The sequence below is a fragment of the Prevotella sp. 10(H) genome (genome assembly GCF_000711235.1).
Taxonomy (GTDB): Bacteria; Bacteroidota; Bacteroidia; order Bacteroidales; family Dysgonomonadaceae; genus Dysgonomonas.
Window position 1 is genome coordinate 646,785 of sequence record NZ_JOMI01000007.1, and the last position, 20,732, is coordinate 667,516.

At 40.1% G+C, this 20,732-nt stretch carries 15 protein-coding genes, 2 tRNA genes and 3 rRNA genes; 12 read left to right on the forward strand and 8 right to left on the reverse strand.

What is annotated here, in order from left to right:
• Nucleotides 1-32 precede the first annotated feature (32 nt).
• Nucleotides 33-842 (forward strand): alpha/beta hydrolase, encoded by an 810-nt coding sequence (locus tag K348_RS0114220; protein ID WP_029905865.1) that lies wholly within the window; start codon nucleotides 33-35, stop codon nucleotides 840-842.
• A 35-nt stretch (nucleotides 843-877) separates the two neighbouring features.
• Here the strand turns inward: K348_RS0114220 and K348_RS0114225 are convergent, their stop codons facing one another.
• The 4 genes from K348_RS0114225 to K348_RS0114240 form a co-directional block, all read right to left on the reverse strand.
• Complete coding sequence (locus tag K348_RS0114225; protein ID WP_029905867.1) at nucleotides 878-1,279, reverse strand: hypothetical protein; 402 nt, start codon at nucleotides 1,277-1,279, stop codon at nucleotides 878-880.
• 152 nt (nucleotides 1,280-1,431) lie between these two features.
• On the reverse strand, nucleotides 1,432-1,824 hold the full coding sequence (locus K348_RS0114230; RefSeq protein WP_029905869.1) for an HIT family protein: 393 nt from the start codon (nucleotides 1,822-1,824) through the stop codon (nucleotides 1,432-1,434).
• 6 nt (nucleotides 1,825-1,830) lie between these two features.
• A complete protein-coding gene (gene greA, locus K348_RS0114235) occupies nucleotides 1,831-2,301 on the reverse strand; it encodes a transcription elongation factor GreA (protein ID WP_029905871.1) in 471 nt (156 codons plus the stop codon).
• 169 nt (nucleotides 2,302-2,470) lie between these two features.
• Complete coding sequence (locus K348_RS0114240) at nucleotides 2,471-3,643, reverse strand: TlpA disulfide reductase family protein (RefSeq protein WP_029905874.1); 1,173 nt, start codon at nucleotides 3,641-3,643, stop codon at nucleotides 2,471-2,473.
• Between the two features lie 212 nt (nucleotides 3,644-3,855).
• Between K348_RS0114240 and K348_RS0114245 the strand changes: the two genes are divergently transcribed.
• From K348_RS0114245 to rrf, 6 genes are all read left to right on the forward strand, one after another.
• Entirely contained in the window at nucleotides 3,856-4,893 is a 1,038-nt protein-coding gene (locus K348_RS0114245) for a hypothetical protein (RefSeq protein WP_156032896.1), read from the forward strand.
• A gap of 388 nt (nucleotides 4,894-5,281) precedes the next feature.
• A 16S ribosomal RNA gene (locus tag K348_RS0114250) occupies nucleotides 5,282-6,810 on the forward strand.
• Between the two features lie 198 nt (nucleotides 6,811-7,008).
• A tRNA-Ile gene (locus tag K348_RS0114255) sits at nucleotides 7,009-7,082 on the forward strand.
• Nucleotides 7,083-7,137: 55 nt separating this feature from the next.
• Nucleotides 7,138-7,211 (forward strand) — tRNA-Ala (locus K348_RS0114260).
• Nucleotides 7,212-7,452: 241 nt separating this feature from the next.
• Nucleotides 7,453-10,344, forward strand: a 23S ribosomal RNA gene (locus K348_RS0114265).
• Between the two features lie 166 nt (nucleotides 10,345-10,510).
• Nucleotides 10,511-10,619, forward strand: a 5S ribosomal RNA gene (gene rrf, locus K348_RS0114270).
• The 16S, 23S and 5S rRNA genes sit together here with 2 tRNA genes alongside, the layout of an rRNA operon.
• A 112-nt stretch (nucleotides 10,620-10,731) precedes the next feature.
• On the opposite strand, the gene K348_RS0114275 is transcribed toward rrf, so the two are convergent.
• Nucleotides 10,732-11,811: a glycosyltransferase family 9 protein gene (locus K348_RS0114275; RefSeq protein ID WP_156032897.1), complete on the reverse strand. Its 1,080-nt coding sequence runs from the start codon at nucleotides 11,809-11,811 to the stop codon at nucleotides 10,732-10,734.
• Nucleotides 11,812-11,923: 112 nt separating this feature from the next.
• Nucleotides 11,924-13,339 carry a collagen binding domain-containing protein gene (locus tag K348_RS0114280; protein ID WP_029905880.1) on the reverse strand — a complete coding sequence of 472 codons (1,416 nt, stop codon included), beginning with the start codon at nucleotides 13,337-13,339 and terminating at the stop codon, nucleotides 11,924-11,926.
• Between the two features lie 264 nt (nucleotides 13,340-13,603).
• Here K348_RS0114280 and K348_RS0114285 point away from each other — a divergent pair, with 264 nt between their 5' ends.
• The gene (locus K348_RS0114285; protein WP_029905882.1) at nucleotides 13,604-14,362 is read left to right on the forward strand and encodes a glycosyltransferase family 2 protein; all 759 of its coding nucleotides are present in this window, start codon (nucleotides 13,604-13,606) and stop codon (nucleotides 14,360-14,362) included.
• 65 nt (nucleotides 14,363-14,427) lie between these two features.
• Here the strand turns inward: K348_RS0114285 and K348_RS0114290 are convergent, their stop codons facing one another.
• The gene (locus K348_RS0114290) at nucleotides 14,428-15,966 is read right to left on the reverse strand and encodes a CotH kinase family protein (RefSeq protein ID WP_029905884.1); all 1,539 of its coding nucleotides are present in this window, start codon (nucleotides 15,964-15,966) and stop codon (nucleotides 14,428-14,430) included.
• Nucleotides 15,967-16,188: 222 nt separating this feature from the next.
• Here K348_RS0114290 and gyrB point away from each other — a divergent pair, with 222 nt between their 5' ends.
• The gene (gene gyrB, locus K348_RS0114295) at nucleotides 16,189-18,144 is read left to right on the forward strand and encodes a DNA topoisomerase (ATP-hydrolyzing) subunit B (RefSeq protein ID WP_029905892.1); all 1,956 of its coding nucleotides are present in this window, start codon (nucleotides 16,189-16,191) and stop codon (nucleotides 18,142-18,144) included.
• A 98-nt stretch (nucleotides 18,145-18,242) separates the two neighbouring features.
• Nucleotides 18,243-18,896, forward strand: a complete 654-nt coding sequence (locus K348_RS0114300; RefSeq protein ID WP_029905893.1) for an HAD family hydrolase — start codon at nucleotides 18,243-18,245, stop codon at nucleotides 18,894-18,896.
• A gap of 24 nt (nucleotides 18,897-18,920) precedes the next feature.
• Here K348_RS0114300 and K348_RS19310 read toward each other — a convergent pair whose 3' ends face one another.
• Nucleotides 18,921-19,082 carry a hypothetical protein gene (locus K348_RS19310; RefSeq protein ID WP_197027671.1) on the reverse strand — a complete coding sequence of 54 codons (162 nt, stop codon included), beginning with the start codon at nucleotides 19,080-19,082 and terminating at the stop codon, nucleotides 18,921-18,923.
• 225 nt (nucleotides 19,083-19,307) lie between these two features.
• Here K348_RS19310 and K348_RS0114310 point away from each other — a divergent pair, with 225 nt between their 5' ends.
• Together K348_RS0114310 and K348_RS0114315 are read left to right on the forward strand one after the other, a co-directional pair.
• Entirely contained in the window at nucleotides 19,308-20,300 is a 993-nt protein-coding gene (locus K348_RS0114310; protein ID WP_029905896.1) for a M28 family peptidase, read from the forward strand.
• Between the two features lie 2 nt (nucleotides 20,301-20,302).
• Entirely contained in the window at nucleotides 20,303-20,731 is a 429-nt protein-coding gene (locus tag K348_RS0114315; RefSeq protein WP_029905898.1) for a SufE family protein, read from the forward strand.
• Nucleotide 20,732: the final 1 nt, after the last annotated feature.

A 20,732-nucleotide genomic window follows, 5' to 3' on the forward strand; every position in this document is an offset into this window, starting at 1 on the left:
TTAGCGGACTGTTAAATTAAAATCATTCCATTATGCGTAGCTTTCTTATTACTTTCTTTCTGATATGTTCTGTTGTATTAGTCGCACAAGATAAATATGAACTGAAACAGGATATACCGTACATATCTACTTCTGAAACGGATGCATACCGCAAAGAACGGTGTAAACTGGATATATATTATCCTGTCGGTAAGAAAGATTTTCCGGTAGTTGTTTGGTTTCATGGCGGAGGATTAGAGGTCGGAGGTAAGCATATACCAAATGAACTGAAAGAAAAAGGCATTGCTGTAGTTGCCGTTAATTATCGCCTTAGCCCAAAAGCTCAAAACCCTGCTTATATCAACGATGCCGCAGCTTCCGTAGCATGGGTCTTTAAAAATATAGCATCTTACGGGGGCAGTGTAAATGATATATATGTGTCGGGACATTCGGCAGGAGGATATCTTACGCTAATGGTGGGACTTGATAAAAGCTATATGCAAAAATACGGTGTCGATGCCGATAAGATTAAGGCATTAGTACCGATAAGCGGACAAACCAATACGCATTATACAATCCGGAAAGAACGTAACATACCACAAAATATACCCATAATCGACAAATATGCACCGTTGAATCAGGCTCGTGCAGGAGTTCCGCCGACATTACTTATTTCGGGTGACCGACATCTGGAGATGACAGCCCGCTATGAAGAGAATTTACACATGGAGGCTATTCTGAAATCACTTGGAAACAAGGAAGTGACAATGTATGAAGTGCAGGGTTTCGATCATGGAGCCGTAGGCGGCCCGGGATGCCTTTTGTTATTAGACTGGATAAAGAAGTATAGTAAAATCAAATAAGCGCTATATCTGTTTGAAGAGTATTTTAGGGATTATTATAAAATGATCTTTACTTCATTACCCGTAATATCATAATACAGGTTCTGAAATTGATGCAGTGAGGCTATTGCTATACTTAATTTTTCCCCGTTTTCTTTACTGAAATAAAACTTATCCGAATCCATCAGAATATAGAAATTCGGTGTGTCTGCCTTGTTTTCACTAAACAGGATTTCCTTGTCGGATATTCTTTTTCCTCCCGACCGCAACAGTATATCTTTTGATAATTGTATCGGGGCTATCTCACTATATTTATCCGTACCGAATGTAGTTTCCACATAACCGCTTTTTACTTCCGTAATTTCGGTAAAAGGCAGCATAGGCCTGTTGTATCCTATCGGTAAATGAACAAGCCGCCTTACTATATTTCCTTTTCTTAATTCTCTTCCGTCTATCATAATAAAACTATATAGATATTCACTTCTTATTACAACACAAAAACATGAGTATTTGTTTGTCTGATTTATCCTATATATTTATAGTAGAATGGAAATATCGGAAATAAAAAAAGAGATGCTTTTGGCACCTCTTTTCTCTTATGGCGATATCCTTAAATATGCGCCTTTATTTTTTGAGCAATCTCTTCAAATTCGGATTGTTGCAGTTTTACTCTCGGATTTGATAATATCATATCCGATTCTTTATTAATAGGAATCAGATGTATATGTGCATGAGGAACTTCCATTCCAACGACCATCAATCCTATACGTTGACATGGGACAGCATTTTCGATCGCTTTAGCTACTTTCTTAGCGAAAATATTCATTTCGCCGAGTGTAGCATCATCCAGATCGAATATATAGTCTGTTTCCTGTTTGGGTATAACGAGTGTATGCCCTTTTGTCATCGGGTTGATATCGAGGAAAGCAAAAAACTTATCGTCTTCTGCAACCTTGTATGACGGAATCTCACCTGCAACTATTCTACTGAAAATACTTGCCATCCGTTATCAGAGTGAAATATTCATGATTTCGAAACTCATCAGCCCCGAAGGAACTTTTATTTCGGCAATATCACCTACTTTCTTACCCATCAGTCCTTGTGCTACAGGTGTGCTTACTGCAATCTTATTTTCTTTCAGATTAGCTTCACTCTCAGCAACAAGTGTGTAGGTCATTTGTTGGTTATTCTTTGTATTACGTATAGTAACTTTGTTAAGTATCTGTACAAAGTCGGTTCCTATAGCATCTTCATTTATCAGGCGTGCATTCGCCATCAGATTTTTCAACTGGGCAATTTTTGCTTCCAGCAGCCCCTGAGCCTCTTTGGCCGCATCGTATTCAGCATTTTCCGACAAATCCCCTTTGTCGCGGGCTTCTGCTATCTGTTTCGATATAGCAGGTCTGTCCACGGTTTCCAGCGTGTTAATCTCTTCTTTCAACTTTTTGTAACCCTCTTCGGTCATGTAAGTGACAGCCATGGTAATTAAAGATTAAATTAGTTAATGACTATAAATTTTCTGTTGTTTTTAAAGTAACAAAAAGAAAAAGAATCCTTGCCGTATAGGCCAGAACTCCTTTTCCTTTTAAAATCGTTACAAACAAAGATAGTATATAATTTCTATATTATCAAAATATTTTCCGATACTTTTACAATAATTTTTGCACTTCTGCAGACAAATCGTCTGTGGATAAAAGTCTTTTAGCTATCTCCCCTTTTTTGTTAATCAGGAAAGTTGTAGGAAGACCCTGAACATTATATTTCATCAAAATATCCGAAGCTAAATACTTGTCATCTCTTACGCATACCCAAGGAAGATTTACAGCACTGTTCTGCCATGCATGCACGTCTGTATCTACCGAAACCTGATAGATTGCAACATTTCCTTTATGCTTTTCATATACCTTATTCAGTAATATATTATGAGCCGGGGCAAAGTCGGTCTGATATGCTGTGAAGTCAAGGATTACTACCTTGCCTTTTAAAGACGACAGGCTAACTTTCTTATTTTGCATATCCGGTAATGTGATATCATAATATGTTGCGTGGTCTGTTACTTCTGTTGCAGTTATTTTGTTTATTGCTGCTTCTTCATTAGCCATTTTACGAATTTCCATCAATGCATTCAACGTAAAATTCTTCAGGTTTTCTGTCCGCGGCGATTTAGGATATTGTGTATCCCATACTGTCGCTATAGCCTGGAAAGCCGCTATGTCCTTTTTATCATACGGGTCGAATATAAGATAACTGTCTACTTTCTGGAATAAAGCAAAATAAGCAGCTGGACTTCTGTAATCGGAGTATATAAGGTCTTTTGCTTTGTTTTTATATTCATTTACAGCTTCCTGAACATCTGCAACATATTTATCCTGCGATATGGATTTGCTATCATACTTCTTTTTCAGATCGGAAAAAGTATTGCTTAATTTGTTTTGTGCCAGAACGATATCTTTTATCTTTATCGATCCGTTCGAACCTTCTACTGTATAATCCAATGCAAAAGTCGCCGCCGGTGCATTTACTGTTATGGTTTCTGTCGAATCTACGGCTAAGTTGATCGTTTGGTTTTTCAGCTTCAACAAATAAAACTCGGGATATTCAAGGCTGGCTTTGGTGAATCTGAAATTACCTTCACTATCCAGTTTTACCGAATCCAGAATTGTCGTTTCTGTCAGCGATCTTCTTTCAAGGTATAATATGGTAGTGTCGGCATTGCTGATTTTTCCTTCGATGGTAAATTCAGGCTTTTTGTCTTTACAAGATATAAATGCAACCAAAGCAATAGCGAGGATTGTGAATTTCGAAAAAGGAAACGTTTTCATGTATTATGTCAGTTTATTATATATTATGTTCTAAGTCTTATTCTACGGAACAAAGATATTAATTATAATCAAATGTGAACGTGCAGGATTTTATAAAATATGATATATTATGACGTGGTATATAATAAAGATATATATATTTACGTATAATAGTTAAATTTAAGGTCTGTTCCGGACTGTTTTGTTGAAATGCCATTAAATAAAATATGAATATGAAAAGAGAATTCCTGTTTTCTATCTTCATTATCAGTTTTACCTTATTTATACATGCTCAGGATTCCATAAGGGTCGATAAGCTGGATATTATTTATCTAAAAAATGGAAAGGTATTAAAAGGACTTGTTGTTAAAAGTGAACTAGGAACACTTACTGTAAAAACAACCGATAGTATCTCCCAAAAAGATAAAATACAGATTTACCAGCAAGGCGATATAAAAAAGATAGAAAAGGGAAGTATTTCAAAAGCTGCAGAAGAGAATTCTAATAAAGATGTAAACGGATATGCAGAGAGTAATCCCTCTAATGCCCGTAATACAAAAAGACAATCAAGTAATGCTTCTTTATCCGGTCTGTCTTCCGATCCTGTTCAGAATCTTATTCCGGAACAATCGCCTCAGAGTGATATTCTTAGGCAAATGCCCGAACCGAAAGGAAATGTACCGATGCCCATGTTGACAGACCAGCCTGTAATAATCAATGCAGCAAAAAGTGCTGATCCCGATGAATATTTTGATCCGTTCAGTGTACCGAGGCCAAAGCGTCGCGAAAGGATTTGGAATAGGGAGATCAGAGGTTTTCGTGTATTTCTCGACTATGCTTATATACAAGGTATCGGGAAACCTAAGAATCACAGATTGGAATGGGGTACTTCGTTAGGTTTCCAGTTCAATCCTATTTTTTATACCGGTATAGGCACTGCCTACAGCCTCACTCTTAATAATAAAGATTCGTCTTTACCTATATTTATAAATCCCCGTATCAATTTTCTTGATGAGAATACGACGCCTTTTTGGGATGTTAAGTTTGGGTACTCTGTTGCAATGGGGCAGGGTGTTTATTTCAGCACGTCTTTAGGAGTTAGTCTGACAAAGAAAGGCAAAAGAGCTTTAAACTTAGGATTGGTTTACTCTCTTCAGTATGCAAAATACTATGAATGGTCGGAAGAAGAACCAAAAGAAAGGATAAAAGTAAAGCCTACTTATCATGGCCTTGCATTTAAACTGACATATGAATTTGGCATAGGACGATAAATTTATTTCTCCAAATTATGTTTTATAACACATTGTAATAATGTATATTGAGTTATCACAAAGAAATTGAGGTAACAAATAAAGGTAAAAAAAGTTCTAATAATATTTGGAGTGTAAGGTAATGTTTTCTACTTTTGCACCCGCTTTACCACCAAAGGGTGGGCCGGAAACGGGGAAAAGTGAATTTAAAAAAGCGATCTTTGATAAAATGACAACAGAAGATAGAGTGTAGTACAAGCTTGTTAATTAATAATTAACAATTAATAATTAACAATTAATAATTAACAACAACCTACTAGAGATAGTATCAGGGTATTACCGTCAATTAGATTTAGGATATAAGTTTAATGAAAGAGGACAGGATCAGAAGGTATAAAAAAGAAAATATACAAAGAAGAGTTTGATCCTGGCTCAGGATGAACGCTAGCGATAGGCCTAACACATGCAAGTCGAGGGGCAGCATAAGAGTAGCAATACTTTAGATGGCGACCGGCGCACGGGTGAGTAACGCGTATGCAACCTACCTACAACAGGGGCATAACCCGGAGAAATCCGGACTAATACCGCATAAAACAGGGGTCCCGCCTGGGAATATTTGTTAAAGATTTATCGGTTGTAGATGGGCATGCGTTCCATTAGCCAGTTGGTGAGGTAACGGCTCACCAAAGCAACGATGGATAGGGGAACTGAGAGGTTTATCCCCCACACTGGAACTGAGACACGGACCAGACTCCTACGGGAGGCAGCAGTGAGGAATATTGGTCAATGGGCGAGAGCCTGAACCAGCCAAATCGCGTGAAGGAAGACTGCCTTATGGGTTGTAAACTTCTTTTATAGGGGAATAAAAAGGCTTACGCGTAAGCTATTGCATGTACCCTATGAATAAGCATCGGCTAACTCCGTGCCAGCAGCCGCGGTAATACGGAGGATGCGAGCGTTATCCGGATTTATTGGGTTTAAAGGGTGCGCAGGCGGGCTATTAAGTCAGCGGTGAAATTTTCAGGCTCAACCTGAACACTGCCGTTGAAACTGGTAGCCTTGAGTGTGGATGAAGTAGGCGGAATTCGTTGTGTAGCGGTGACATGCTTAGATATAACGAGGAACTCCGATTGCGTAGGCAGCTTACTAAGCCATAACTGACGCTCATGCACGAAAGCGTGGGGATCAAACAGGATTAGATACCCTGGTAGTCCACGCCGTAAACGATGATTACTAGTTGTATGCGATATACCGTATGTGACTAAGCGAAAGCGATAAGTAATCCACCTGGGGAGTACGCCGGCAACGGTGAAACTCAAAGGAATTGACGGGGGCCCGCACAAGCGGAGGAACATGTGGTTTAATTCGATGATACGCGAGGAACCTTACCCGGGCTTGAAATGCAGAAGAATAACGAAGAAATTTGTTAGCCAGCAATGGCTTCTGTGTAGGTGCTGCATGGTTGTCGTCAGCTCGTGCCGTGAGGTGTCGGCTTAAGTGCCATAACGAGCGCAACCCACATTATTAGTTACTAACAGGTCAAGCTGAGGACTCTAATAAGACTGCCGGCGTAAGCTGCGAGGAAGGTGTGGATGACGTCAAATCAGCACGGCCCTTACGTCCGGGGCGACACACGTGTTACAATGGGTGGTACAAAGGGCAGCTACCGGGCGACCGGATGCCAATCTCCAAAGCCACTCCCAGTTCGGATCGGAGTCTGCAACTCGACTCCGTGAAGCTGGATTCGCTAGTAATCGCGCATCAGCCATGGCGCGGTGAATACGTTCCCGGGCCTTGTACACACCGCCCGTCAAGCCATGGAAGCTGGGGGTATCTGAAGTGCGTAACCGCAAGGAGCGTCCTAGGGTAAAACCGGTGACTGGGGCTAAGTCGTAACAAGGTAGCCGTACCGGAAGGTGCGGCTGGAACACCTCCTTTCTGGAGACCTGTCCGAAAAGGTAATACTTTAGAAAGTATTGCACTCTGTCGAAGTTGTTATAAAAATATAACTCAGTTACGAGTTACCAGTTATAAGTTACCAGTATTTAAAATTACTGATGACTGCTAACTGTTAACTGCTAACTGACAAGAGAAACCAGGAAGCTGACAGCTCAGTTTCAGGGAGAAAGTAAAGCCAGTCCTATAGCTCAGTTGGTTAGAGCGCTACACTGATAATGTAGAGGTCGGCAGTTCAAATCTGCCTGGGACTACCGCGATGCGATAGCATCGCAATTAGCAAATGTACCAATTAGCTAATTGACAAACGGGGGATTAGCTCAGCTGGCTAGAGCACCTGCCTTGCACGCAGGGGGTCAACGGTTCGAATCCGTTATTCTCCACAGATTTAATTATGAATTAAGGATTATGAATAAAGAGTATTATCACTCGTAACTTGTAACCCGTAACTTGTAACTAAAAAGAAGATCTTTGACATGATGTAAAACAAGAGCAAGTAAAGAAAAGATTAGAAATAATCTTCTCAAACCCACAAACCAGTTAACAGCTTGCAGTTAACAGCTAACAAGTATCAGTACTTGTAACCTGTAACCTGTAACTTGTAACTGTTTTGAAAAAAGAATAAAGAAAGTAGGAAAGGGCACATGGGGGATGCCTAGGCTCTCAGAGGCGAAGAAGGACGTGATAAGCTGCGAAAAGCTGGGGGGAAGTGCAAATAACTTTTGATCCCCGGATCTCCGAATGGGGCAACCCAGTAACTGAAGAAGTTACTACACTGATTAATCAGTGAGCTAACCCGGGGAACTGAAACATCTAAGTACCCGGAGGAAAAGAAAATAAAAATGATTCCCGAAGTAGTGGCGAGCGAACCGGGAAGAGCCCAAACCAATAATGTTTAGGCATTATTGGGGTTGTAGGACTGCGTCGTGGCACGACCTGTTGGAAGTAGAACGTTTTGGAAAAAACGATCACAGAGGGTGACAATCCCGTATACGACTCCGACAGTAAGCCTAGCAGTATCCTGAGTAGCGCGGGACACGAGAAATCCTGTGTGAATCTGCGGGGACCATCCCGTAAGGCTAAATACTCCTGAGAGACCGATAGTGAACCAGTACCGTGAGGGAAAGGTGAAAAGCACCTCGAACAGAGGAGTGAAACAGACCCTGAAACCATGTGCCTACAAGCGGTCGGAGCACGTAAGTGTGACGGCGTGCCTTTTGCATAATGAACCTACGAGTTACTCTTACTGGCAAGGTTAAGAACTAGGAAGTTCCGAGCCGAAGCGAAAGCAAGTCTTAACAGGGCGATTTTAGTCAGTAGGAGTAGACGCGAAACCAAGTGATCTACCCTTGGGCAGGTTGAAGGTTAGGTAACACTAACTGGAGGACCGAACCGGTAAGCGTTGAAAAGCTTTCGGATGACCTGAGGGTAGGGGTGAAAGGCTAATCAAACTTGGAGATAGCTCGTACTCCCCGAAATGCATTTAGGTGCAGCCTCGGCTTATAACTTATGTCAGGTAGAGCGACTGATTGGATGCGAGGGCTTCGCCGCCTATCAAGTCCAGATAAACTCCGAATGGGCATAAGTGATTACCGGGAGTGAGGGCATGGGTGCTAAGGTCCATGTCCGAGAGGGAAAGAACCCAGACCATCAGCTAAGGTCCCCAAATACATGTTCAGTTGAATTAACGAAGTATGACTACCAAGACAGCTAGGATGTTGGCTTGGAAGCAGCCATTCATTTAAAGAGTGCGTAACAGCTCACTAGTCGAGTGGTCGTGCGTGGATAATAATCGGGCATAAACATGTTACCGAAGCTATGGGATAAAATATTATCGGTAGGGGAGCATTCCACTCCGCCTTGAAGGCAAAGCGTAAGCTTTACTGGAGCGTGTGGAAAAGCAAATGTAGGTATAAGTAACGATAAAGGAGGTGAGAAACCTCCTCGCCGAAAGACTAAGGTTTCCTGATCAACGCTAATCGGATCAGGGTAAGTCGGGCCCTAAGGTGTAGCCGAACGGCGAAGCCGATGGACGAACCGGTTAATATTCCGGTACTGTTATACAGAGTGAAGTGGGGACGCAGGAGTGACACTGTTGCCAAGTGACGGATTACTTGGTTAAAGGAAGTAGACGTTGATTCCGGTAGGCAAATCCGCCGGGAGAGTTGAAACTGATAGTACTACAATCCTTCGGGAGCGTAGATAATACAGGTAAACAGACTGCCTAGAAAAACCGCTAAACGCTAATCTGTCTAGCACCCGTACCACAAACGGACACACGTAGTCGGGTTGAAAATACTAAGGCGCTCGAGCGATTCACAGTTAAGGAATTAGGCAAAATGACCCTGTAACTTCGGGATAAAGGGTGCCGGCTGAAAGGTCGGCCGCAGAGAATAGGAGAAGGCAACTGTTTAACAAAAACACATGGCTGTGCAAATTTGAAAGAAGAAGTATACAGTCTGACACCTGCCCGGTGCTGGAAGGTTAAGAGGAGAAGTCATGGCTTTCGGGTCAGAAGCTTTGAATTGAAGCCCCAGTAAACGGCGGCCGTAACTATAACGGTCCTAAGGTAGCGAAATTCCTTGTCGGGTAAGTTCCGACCTGCACGAATGGTGTAATGATCTTCTCACTGTCTCAACTGTGATCTCGGTGAAATTGTAGTATCGGTGAAGATGCCGATTACCCGCGATGGGACGAAAAGACCCCGTGAACCTTTACTATAGCTTTACATTGACGTTGGGCACTTGATGTGTAGGATAGGCCGGAGGCCGTGAAGCAGGCACGCCAGTGTTTGTGGAGCCACCCTTGAAATACGGCCCTTTGATTGTTTGACGTCTAACCCGCAGTTGCGGGAACAGTGTATGGTGGGTAGTTTGACTGGGGTGGTCGCCTCCAAAAGAGTAACGGAGGCTTCTAAAGGTGTGCTCACGACGATTGGTAACCGTCGGCAGAGTGTAATGGTATAAGCACGCTTGACTGAGAGGCTCACAAGCCGAACAGGTAGGAAACTAGAGCATAGTGATCCGGTGGTTTCAGTATGGAATGGCCATCGCTCAAAGGATAAAAGGTACTCCGGGGATAACAGGCTGATCATTCCCAAGAGCTCATATCGACGGAATGGTTTGGCACCTCGATGTCGGCTCGTCACATCCTGGGGCTGGAGCAGGTCCCAAGGGTTGGGCTGTTCGCCCATTAAAGTGGCACGCGAGCTGGGTTCAGAACGTCGTGAGACAGTTCGGTCTCTATCTATCGTGGGCGCGGGATATTTGCGGGGATCTGACACTAGTACGAGAGGACCGTGTTGGACGCACCCCTGGTTCACCGGTTGTTCCGCCAGGAGCATCGCCGGGTAGCTAAGTGCGGATCGGATAAGTGCTGAAAGCATCTAAGTACGAAGCCGGCCTCAAGATAAGATATCCATTAAGGGTGGTTGTAGACTACGACCTAGATAGGCTACAGGTGTAAAGGCAGCAATGTCATAGCCGAGTAGTACTAATTGCCCGGACGCTTTCTAAAAGGAGCTGTTAGCTTATAGCCCAAAGCCATTAGCTAGCAGCCCAGGACAAAACAACGGTTTGAACAGATAATCATAATCGAACCTTTACTTACTCTTTTACATCGTGTTAACATACACGATTGATAATTATTAATTGTTCATTGATAATTATTAATTGCATGTTATTCAGGTGGTTATAACACCGGGGTTCCACCTCTTCCCATTCCGAACAGAGAAGTTAAGCCCGGTCGTGCCGATGGTACTGCGAAAGCGGGAGAGTAGGTCACCGCCGTTTTAAATCGAGAGTCCTCTTATGTGATATGAATCATAAGGGGACTCTTTCGTTGGGGGATATTTATAGGTAAATATTTTCAACGATTTTATATGATTGAGTTAATCTATATAGATTACGCTTCTCGAAGGTCAATTTTTAGTGGGGGAAGCAATTCCTTCATTTTCTCAATTATTAATTCAGGTTCTATATCCAGACAGTCATATATTTTAGGATTATAACAAGGTTTATTTCCGAAAATGGAACAAGGTTGGCAATCTAATCTTTTAATAATAGCAAAATCCTTATCCGGGTTTATTAAATAATATCCGTTTTCGGGTGTTGTAGCTCCCCATACAGACACTATAGGAATATTTAATAACGCAGCTAAATGTAAATTGGCCGAATCCATGGTGAGTGCAATATTGCATTTCGCCAGAATAGTTGTTTCCTGATCGAAGGAGATGCAATCTATAAGAGATCGTAACGAAGGATATTTTTCTACCCATCTGTCTGCCACTTTCTTTTCTTTATTTCCTCCTCCAAATATCAGGACCTGGTATTCATCATCATTACCAAAATGGGATATTATCTTTTCAATTTTATCTAATGGATATATTTTGGTTTTTTCTCTCGAAAAAGGTGATATTGCGATAAGTTTCTTTTCTGTATTGATATTGAGTTGACTAAATAATTTCGTAAAGTTTCTGTTTTTTATTTTATCTGTATTGAATGTTGGATTTATTCCTATATACCCTAGTTCAGAAAAAGTTTTTTTATGCAATCCGATCATTGTTATTCCGTCATTGCATTTATTCAGGATTCTGTCTTCCGACATAAATATATTTTCGTCTGTGATAGCTATTTGGATATTTCTTTTACTATTTAAGACCTTGTGATACATTTTTTGCTCGATAACGTCGTATTGCAAAAGTGCTATTTTATCGAAAGATGATATGAAAGATTCCATTTTTAGAGAAAAGAGACGCTTTTTTAAAGAGAATGTAAGGCCTCTCAAAATGCCTTTTGACTTTTTAGAAATCATAGGCTTTAGTATAACATTTGACGGCATAACATCTTTAAAGGTCACAAATCTTTCGTTTGTCAATACAGTGAATGTATCGTCGGGATATTTAGCCGCTACTGCAGCAATCAACGGTAAAACTATTAAAGCATCACCAATTCGGTGATACCGTACAATTAATGTATTCGCCATTTTATATATTTCTAAAAAGAATGTAAATATAAGCAATCTTTGTTTCCTTCTAAATAATAAGCCACAAAAGGTGTATCCTTTTGTGGCTCTTAGCTTAACTTACAATTACAGATTAGAAAATAATATTTTGGTTTTGGCGGTTGTTATATACATAGTGATCTTCAACATTTCGTGCATAATGAACAATATCCTTTACTGTAACGCTAGGTGTAGGATTGTTCAATATATACTGTACATAGAATCCGCGCGTATAACCGTTTGGAAGTTCTACATATCCCTGAGGTACAGGGTCGTTCAACCCTAATTTTTTTATGTCTGTCTGTTCGTTGTTTATATATAATTTATATCCGAGTTCGAAATCCGTTAATCTTCTGCACCAGCGGACATTCAATAAATGGTAAGACGTCAATGGTGCAGTATCTACATAGTCGTGCAAGATGATAGCTTGAATCCTTAATGGATCATCAGGCCTGACTACTGCAAACATAGCCGTATAAAATAAATGGTAGATATCACCTTTTTTTCCATCGCTATAGCAGCCGTTGTTTGGTCCCAACCCGTTACACCATGCGCCGTCACCATTCAGACGTGCTCCTCCGGGCATCAGATTGAATTTATACATGTTCGTATTATATCCGTCAAACCAATATGTCTTGAATTGTCCGGCACTTGGATTCGCAATATCGAATGCCATAGGATTTTCTCCGTTCTTTGCACTTAATGCAAATCGTACATCCCGTTCATTGAGCCTGTCATGTATCCGGTCGTAAGATGTATTGAACGGGCACATGGCAAACAGCTGTCTGTAATCTTCCTGTGCAGGAAGTTTCCAGCCTTCTGCTACCTGACCGTATTGATCATACATCTTTCCATGTTGATTCATATACAATACGCTTGGGTAGCTGTAATGACGTCCATAATATTTTTCGAAATCAGCTATGTCCTCCAGCTGATATTGTGCCGGATCTATTCGAATTCGTTCGACATACCTGTCCAGTAATGCCTGAGTGATAGGATGTGAATTCTCAAAATCACCACCCCATGGAACTACATGACTGAAATTTTGATCGACCCAATAATACTCTCCAATTTTTCGGGCAGTATATTCACCTAATAATTTAGATTGATGATTAACTGGTCCATAAAATTTTAAAGGCTGAGTCTCCGGCAATTCTCTTGAATCTTCATTCAGGTAATAAAACACCACAGTCGGTTGTAAAGAACCGAATAGTTCAACTTTCTTTTTTTTCTCTTCGCTGATATATCCTTTAGGAGATTTTACTTCTTCTATAGTAAAAATTCCTCCGGGGAAATTATTAATTTCAATGGTTCCATTGTCGAGGGTATATGTCTGAACAGTATTACCCCGAGCATCTACAATTTTGTATTCTCCTCCATTAACTAATGAATTATCCGCGATATCTTTTGAAGAAATGGAGAAACATTGCTTCGAGATATCCACATCATCACTGCTACATCCGTAAATTACTACGGACAATAATAAAAATAATAAAAATTTAGTCTTCATCCCACCTTTATTTAATGGCAAGCCGAGCAGCTTAGTGAAATGAGAAAGAAATTGATCTTATGACCAATTGAAGGATTCATGTCACACGACATTTCATAACTTAATAACAAGGATATTTAGATTTTGTTTTATTAAAAAATGTTATTTTTTGTTTTTTATTTTTCATTGAAATTAGATTCTTTGAACCTGAATTAATTGTAAAAGCGAATGCTAGAAGATATATGAAAAGATGGTTATCTTTGTAGATCTTTAATAAAGCATATTATGCCGAAAATTTCCATTATAACACCTACATATAATTCAGAAAATACTATTCAGGGAACAATTGAAGCCTTGTTGCGCCAGACCTTTTCCGATTTTGAATATATAATAATAGACGGACTTTCGAAAGACGGGACAATAGAAAAGATAAAGAGCTATATTCCCCGTTTTCAGGCTAAAGGTGTCGATGTAAGGATTATCAGTGAGGCTGATAAGGGTGTATATGATGCAATGAATAAGGGTATCTCTCTTGCAAAAGGAGAGCTTATAGGCATTACTAATTCTGACGATTGGTATGAAGATAATGCTTTAGAAATGATGTGGAATAAATTCTCTGATGGAAAAACGAACCGTTCGAACTGCATGATATATGGTATAGAGCGCGTATGGAAAGATGACAAAATATTTAATGTCCAACGCCGTGGTGCCGCATATATATCCGAGAGCGTGCTACCGCACTCGACTTTTTTCGTGGCAAAGGCAGTATACGAAAAATTCGGTGCTTTTGATCTTTCTGTTAAAGTCTTAGCCGATTATGATTTCATCTGCAGATGTGCAAGCCAGGGAGTGGAACTTCAGGAAGTTGATGTTGTAATTTCTAATTTCCGTTTAGGCGGCATATCCTCTTCTTACTTTGATTTTTATGCGGACTATTATAGGATAAAACATAAATACGGCTTTATCGATGATAAGAAATATAAGGAATTGAAGTTTGTATTAAGGGTCAAGAAAATTATTAATAAGTTCATAAAGAGATGGTAATATATAAAGAAAGGGAGAGTATAAAAATACTCTCCCTTTCTTTTATTCAATGATATTCATTATAGTTACTTTAACTGTTGATCCATCCATTCTATTCTCTTTTTCAACCAGTCTTTAAGATAGTCTATCTCTCCCTTATAACTTCCAGTAACTACGTTATTAGGCCATACATGTTTGTTTAATATACGCCAGCGTCTGAAATTCACTATTTGAGAGACTTCCATTTGTTTGGCTAAATCATCAATATACGGATTTAGGTCGTTTAATTCTCCACCCCGTAATACACTCCAACGGTCTCTTATCTTTTGCATAAATTCCGGATGAGATACAAATTCTTTGTACCAATCGGCGTTCATAGTATACCACCCATTAACTGTTTCACAACCATTATAATCGACATTCCCGAATGCAATATCATAATCCCAAACCGGACCGAAATATACTACATCATTATCACGGTCTTTATATACAAATGTGCTTAAGCGGAGATTACCGTCTACATTCTTCGATATTTCATTTATTAACAGATTATCGATAAATGATTTCAGATCGAGGTATTTTGGTAATTCATCTATTGGATTACCGCTTTTACCATATAGTGCATCTTCAAGTTTCTGTATATGGGCTGAGATGTAATCCTTCTGATTTTGAGGAATATCTTCCGGTCTGTTAACACAAAAGGTCATATCGGCTTCTCTTGTTTTGAAAAAGACAGGTTCGCTTTCACGTTCGTCAATTTCCAGTAAATATCCACCACTGACATTTGTATCCGTGGCTTCCATTTCTGCTATGTTCACCCTGTTCTTATCTATTCTTATATGTTCACATAACATATAATTGCCAATATAATCTCCATTGAGTATTACGTCTACATATTTTGCACGCGGAGTATATGGATATTCCATACGACGGCTGATTTCAAAAGCAAGTTCGTTACGAAGTAATGTCTTGTCAGAATAATTGGCCAATAATACCCAATGCTTACTTTTCGGCATGCCTAATATTTCGGAGGATTTATTCAGTTTAAGCCTGTACGGCTTCTTTTCCATTCCCCATGTGCTATTACCGCGTCCCTTAATTTCAGTTTCTGCTTCGAAAAGTTTTTCTGTAACTTCTCCTTTCTCATCTCTGGACTCAAGCGTGATAGTTGCATTCAGATATTTTTCTTTCACAATGATCGGCTCTCTGTTCTCAGTGTTTATGGTTAGCAACGGAAAGTGGAATCCTTCAGGTGGAGGTAATATAGCTTCGTCCTGCTTTATTTCAACAGAGGCAGTCTTAGTGTTTCCCTTTATGGTAAGTTTCGTAGAAAGAGGGATATCATCCTTGTTTTCTATCACTTCCACTTCTATTGTCATATCTCCTTCACCTTTTAGAGGGCTCACTTTAAACCACTCTTTGTTTTCAGGCAATATTTCCCACTTTGCATTCGATTTAATGGAGAAGCTTTGTTTGCCTCCTTTGGCTTCAAATGAGAGTACGGGTTTATCGACTGTAAGTGTTTCGGGTACTTTAGGCTCTACTGTTTTGTCATCGCTCGAGCAACCGCTGATAATCAATGAAAGGAAAATGATAAAGTTAAGGAGAAAGATGTGTTTTTTCATGGATATTAGATTTAGTGTTTTATTCTCTACTTACAAAGAAACGAAAGAATACTGAATAAGCAAATATTTACGTTAATATCAGGCACATCCGATGGTATTTTAAGGAAGGGAAAAGCATACTCATTTTTCTTGTTTTTCCCGATAAAAATTCGTATATTTGTTAGATTTTTGAACGCAAAACAATGGGTGGATATCCGCCTCAAAAACAGCAAAATATATAGTATGACTGAGAAACAAAAAATTGCGAGCGAGTCTTATTCTGCTCAGAACATCCAAGTGCTTGAAGGCTTGGAGGCTGTAAGAAAAAGACCTGCGATGTATATCGGTGATATAAGTGAAAAAGGATTACATCATTTGGTGTATGAAGTAGTAGATAATTCCATAGATGAAGCTTTGGCTGGTTTTTGTAACGATATCAAAGTTACAATACACGAGGACAACTCTATATCTGTTAAAGATAACGGCCGTGGTATTCCGGTAGATATCATGGAAAAGGAAAAGAAGTCGGCACTCGAAGTAGTATTGACAGTGTTGCATGCCGGAGGTAAATTCGATAAAGGAACATATAAGGTTTCCGGAGGACTTCATGGAGTGGGTGTATCATGTGTAAATGCGCTTTCTACTTTTCTGAAAGCCGAAGTTCATAAACAAGGATTTATATATACGCAGGAGTATTCTTGCGGGAAACCTTTAACAGGTGTAGAAAAGCAGGGCGCTACCAATGATTCGGGTACGATCATCTCTTTCAAGCCGGACGATACGATATTTACCGTAACAGAATATAAATACGACACATTGGCTTCGCGCCTTCGCGAACTTGCATTTCTGAATGCAGGCGTGACTCTTTCACTGACTGACGAACGTCAGAAGAAAGAAGACGGGACATATCGTTCCGATGTATTCTATTCAGAAAAAGGGCTCGAAGAATTTGTCCGCTATATAGACGCTTCGAAAGAAGCACTGATAGACGATGTGATACATATTGTTACCGAAAAGCAGGGAACTCCTGTAGAAGTGGCAATGACATACAATACGTCTTATAATGAGAATGTTTATTCTTATGTAAACAATATACATACAATAGAGGGAGGTACTCACCTTACAGGATTCCGTCGTGCCTTATCGCGTACATTGAAGAAGTATGCGGACGACACGAAGATGCTCGAAAAGGTGAAGATAGAAATCAGCGGTGATGACTTCCGCGAAGGCCTTACTGCAGTGGTTTCGATCAAGGTTGCCGAACCTCAGTTCGAAGGCCAGACGAAAACCAAGTTGGGTAACAACGAGGTTATCGGTGCTGTCGATCAGGCTGTAGGTGAAGCTTTGGGGCATTATCTCGAAGAGCATCCGAAGGAGGCCAAGACTATTGTAGAGAAAGTAATCCTTGCCGCTACTGCTCGTGCTGCAGCACGTAAAGCACGCGAAATGGTACAGCGTAAGTCTCCATTAACAGGTGGCGGACTTCCGGGGAAACTGGCCGACTGCTCGAGTAAAGATGCTGAAAGCTGCGAGATTTTCCTTGTCGAAGGGGATTCTGCAGGTGGAACGGCAAAACAAGGCCGCGACCGTATGTTTCAGGCTATTCTTCCGTTGAGAGGTAAGATACTGAATGTGGAAAAAGCAATGCCTCACAAAGTACTTGAGAGCGACGAAATCAAGAATATCTATACGGCACTTGGTGTAACGATAGGAACTGAAGAGGACTCTAAAGAGCTTAATCTTGAGAAACTCCGTTACCACAAAGTAGTGATCATGACCGATGCCGATGTGGACGGAAGCCACATTGCCACACTGATTCTTACATTCTTCTTCCGCCATATGAAAGCCCTCTTGGAGAAAGGTTATGTTTATATTGCTACTCCACCGCTTTACTTATGTAAGAAAGGGAAGGTAGAAGAGTATTGCTGGGATGACAGACAGCGTCGTGCATTTATCGACAAGTATGGTGATGGTGACGAGAACTCGATACATACCCAACGATACAAAGGTCTTGGAGAAATGAATGCTATCCAGCTTTGGGATACAACCATGAATCCGGATCACCGTACATTGCGTCAGGTAACAATTGAGAATGCAGCAGAGGCCGATCATATCTTCTCAATGCTTATGGGCGAAGACGTTGCTCCGCGCCGTGAGTTTATCGAAGAGAATGCGACTTATGCAAATATCGATGCATAAAAAATATACTCGACTATTTAAAAGGCTGCAGAAATGTAGCCTTTTTTATTTCTTCATTTAGTATCTTTGTGTGCAATTTTAACTTAAAAGTTGCACTTATGACTCTTTTACTTCAATCCTACTCCGCTTTTATCTTCGATTTTGACTACACCTTGGCCGATTCTTCAAAAGGTATTGTTTATTGCTTCCGTAAGATTCTCAACCGCCATAGTTATATCAATATTTCCGATGATTCAATAAAAAGAACCATAGGAATGACATTGGAAGACTCTTTCTCTCAACTCACAGGACTTACTGATGCAGATATCTTAACAACACTAAAATATGAGTATGTAGAAGAAGCATATAAGGTAATGAATGCTAATACTGTATTCTATGATGCGTCTTTACCGTTTGTAACAAATCTGAAGCAGTCAGGCAAACTCACAGGCATTGTATCAACCAAACAAAGCCATATGATCAGGGAATTTCTGGTAAGTAAAGATGCAATCTCTTATTTCAATGTAATAATCGGTATTGAAGATGTTAAGTATACAAAACCAAATCCCGAAGGGTTGCTCTTAGCAATTCAACATCTTAATATGCCTGCAGATAAGGTACTTTATTTAGGCGACAGCATTATCGATGCCAAAACAGCAGAAGCTGCTAATGTCGATTTTATAGCAGTAACGACAGGTGCCACTCTAAAAGATGAATTTTTGCGTTTTCCACACAAATATATAGTGTCTTCTTTATCGGAACTTACGATATAAGAGCAAATTGGGGATTACCTGCGGTTATCCCCTGTCTTTTGTATTTTCGTCTGGATTTATCCAGTCATTAGCGGCTTCTACTTCCTTGTCGCTAACTTGTTTAGGAAAAGCAGAATCCTTATCTTTTCTTGCTTCTTCGTATCCTTCAAAATCTTCGTGAGATTGGTAAGTTTTATCATTTTCCATAATCGTAGTTTGTATAAATTATTTTTAATTATTTATTCATAAGGATAACAATAAACAGTCCTTACTTGTTTAAATATCATTCAGTATATAGATAAATATTTCTGTAAATAGTATGGATTGCAAGTACTTTATTTCGTTAAGGCTTTATCGAAAAAATTGGTAGCAGGCTACTATAACTCGCAACTAATCTATATCTTTGCAATCCATACTTTTAACAAAAACAATATGACCGTTAAGAATATCATTGCCATTTGCTCCATGCTGACGTTGATTGCATGTGCATGTAATAACAAGACATCGACAAGCAAGCCGATAGAAGCATACCAGAAAATATCGCCCGATTTTAACGGAGATAGTGCATATGCCTATGTTGATAAGCAAGTAGCATTCGGGCCACGCGTACCGAATACACAGCAACATGTTGCCTGTGGTGATTATCTGGTTTCGGAACTGAAACGCTTTGGCGCAGATGTACAGGAGCAGAAGATGGTTGTAACGGCTTATGACGGAACAAAACTGAATGCGCGTAATATTATCGGATCGTATGGATTAGATAAAGCAATACGAGTGCTTTTATTCGCACATTGGGATACACGTCCTTATTCAGATAGGGATGCCGACAAGGCTAATTATAATAAGCCTCTGCTCGGAGCAAATGACGGAGGCAGCGGTGTGGGCGTCCTTTTAGAAGTGGCACGAATAGTTCAGTCGAAAGCACCGGAAGTAGGTATAGACATTATATTCTTCGACGCAGAGGATTACGGTACTCCGGTATTTAAGACGAAAGCAGACTTTAGCGATAAGTGGTGGTGCCTCGGATCACAATATTGGGCTAACAATCCGCATGTAAAAGATTATAAAGCAAAGTATGGAATCTTACTGGATATGGTAGGCGGTATAGATGCGAAGTTTTATAAAGAAGCTTATTCGAAAGAGTATGCAGCCAATGTTGTCGAAAAAGTATGGAGTACAGCAGGTAAAATGGGTTACGGTAAATACTTTATAGGAAAGGACGGCGGTATGATTACTGACGATCATGTTCCTGTAAACCAAATACGGCGGATTCCGAGTATAGATATAATCCAATATGATCTGGAATCGGATCATGGCTTTGCTTCTTACTGGCATACACAGCAGGACGATATGAGGAATGTCAGCAAGGAAACATTAACTGCTGTGGGACAAACGGTATTAGAAGTTATTTATAACGAGAAATAAAAATGGGGACAATAAACGAAGTACAGGACGAAATAATAGAGGAATTCTCAATGTTCGACGATTGGATGGATCGTTATTCATTATTAATCGAACTCGGTAATTCTCTCGACAAACTGGATGCTAAATTTAAAACGGAAGACAATCTGATAGCGGGTTGTCAGAGCCGTGTGTGGCTGCAGGCCGAATATATCGACGGCAAAATCGTATTCAAGGCAGAAAGTGATGCAGTCATAGTAAAAGGTATTATCGCCTTATTAATAAAAGTATTGTCGAACCGTACTCCTGATGAAATAATTAATGCCGACCTTTACTTTATCGAGAAAATAGGATTGCAGGAAAACCTCAGTCCTACACGCTCGAATGGTCTGGTATCGATGATAAAGCAAATCCGTTTTTATGCTATGGCCTACAAGGCTAAAGAGCAAAGCTGAT

Excerpts from the sequence above, each read along its gene's own strand:
- K348_RS0114220 (WP_029905865.1), top strand. The coding sequence starts at position 33 with ATGCGTAGCTTTCTTATTACTTTCTTTCTGATATGTTCTGTTGTATTA.
- K348_RS0114225 (WP_029905867.1), bottom strand. The coding sequence starts at position 1,279 with ATGATAGACGGAAGAGAATTAAGAAAAGGAAATATAGTAAGGCGGCTT.
- K348_RS0114230 (WP_029905869.1), bottom strand. The coding sequence starts at position 1,824 with ATGGCAAGTATTTTCAGTAGAATAGTTGCAGGTGAGATTCCGTCATAC.
- greA (WP_029905871.1), bottom strand. The coding sequence starts at position 2,301 with ATGGCTGTCACTTACATGACCGAAGAGGGTTACAAAAAGTTGAAAGAA.
- K348_RS0114240 (WP_029905874.1), bottom strand. The coding sequence starts at position 3,643 with ATGAAAACGTTTCCTTTTTCGAAATTCACAATCCTCGCTATTGCTTTG.
- K348_RS0114245 (WP_156032896.1), top strand. The coding sequence starts at position 3,856 with ATGAAAAGAGAATTCCTGTTTTCTATCTTCATTATCAGTTTTACCTTA.
- K348_RS0114275 (WP_156032897.1), bottom strand. The coding sequence starts at position 11,811 with ATGGCGAATACATTAATTGTACGGTATCACCGAATTGGTGATGCTTTA.
- K348_RS0114280 (WP_029905880.1), bottom strand. The coding sequence starts at position 13,339 with ATGAAGACTAAATTTTTATTATTTTTATTATTGTCCGTAGTAATTTAC.
- K348_RS0114285 (WP_029905882.1), top strand. The coding sequence starts at position 13,604 with ATGCCGAAAATTTCCATTATAACACCTACATATAATTCAGAAAATACT.
- K348_RS0114290 (WP_029905884.1), bottom strand. The coding sequence starts at position 15,966 with ATGAAAAAACACATCTTTCTCCTTAACTTTATCATTTTCCTTTCATTG.
- gyrB (WP_029905892.1), top strand. The coding sequence starts at position 16,189 with ATGACTGAGAAACAAAAAATTGCGAGCGAGTCTTATTCTGCTCAGAAC.
- K348_RS0114300 (WP_029905893.1), top strand. The coding sequence starts at position 18,243 with ATGACTCTTTTACTTCAATCCTACTCCGCTTTTATCTTCGATTTTGAC.
- K348_RS19310 (WP_197027671.1), bottom strand. The coding sequence starts at position 19,082 with ATGGAAAATGATAAAACTTACCAATCTCACGAAGATTTTGAAGGATAC.
- K348_RS0114310 (WP_029905896.1), top strand. The coding sequence starts at position 19,308 with ATGACCGTTAAGAATATCATTGCCATTTGCTCCATGCTGACGTTGATT.
- K348_RS0114315 (WP_029905898.1), top strand. The coding sequence starts at position 20,303 with ATGGGGACAATAAACGAAGTACAGGACGAAATAATAGAGGAATTCTCA.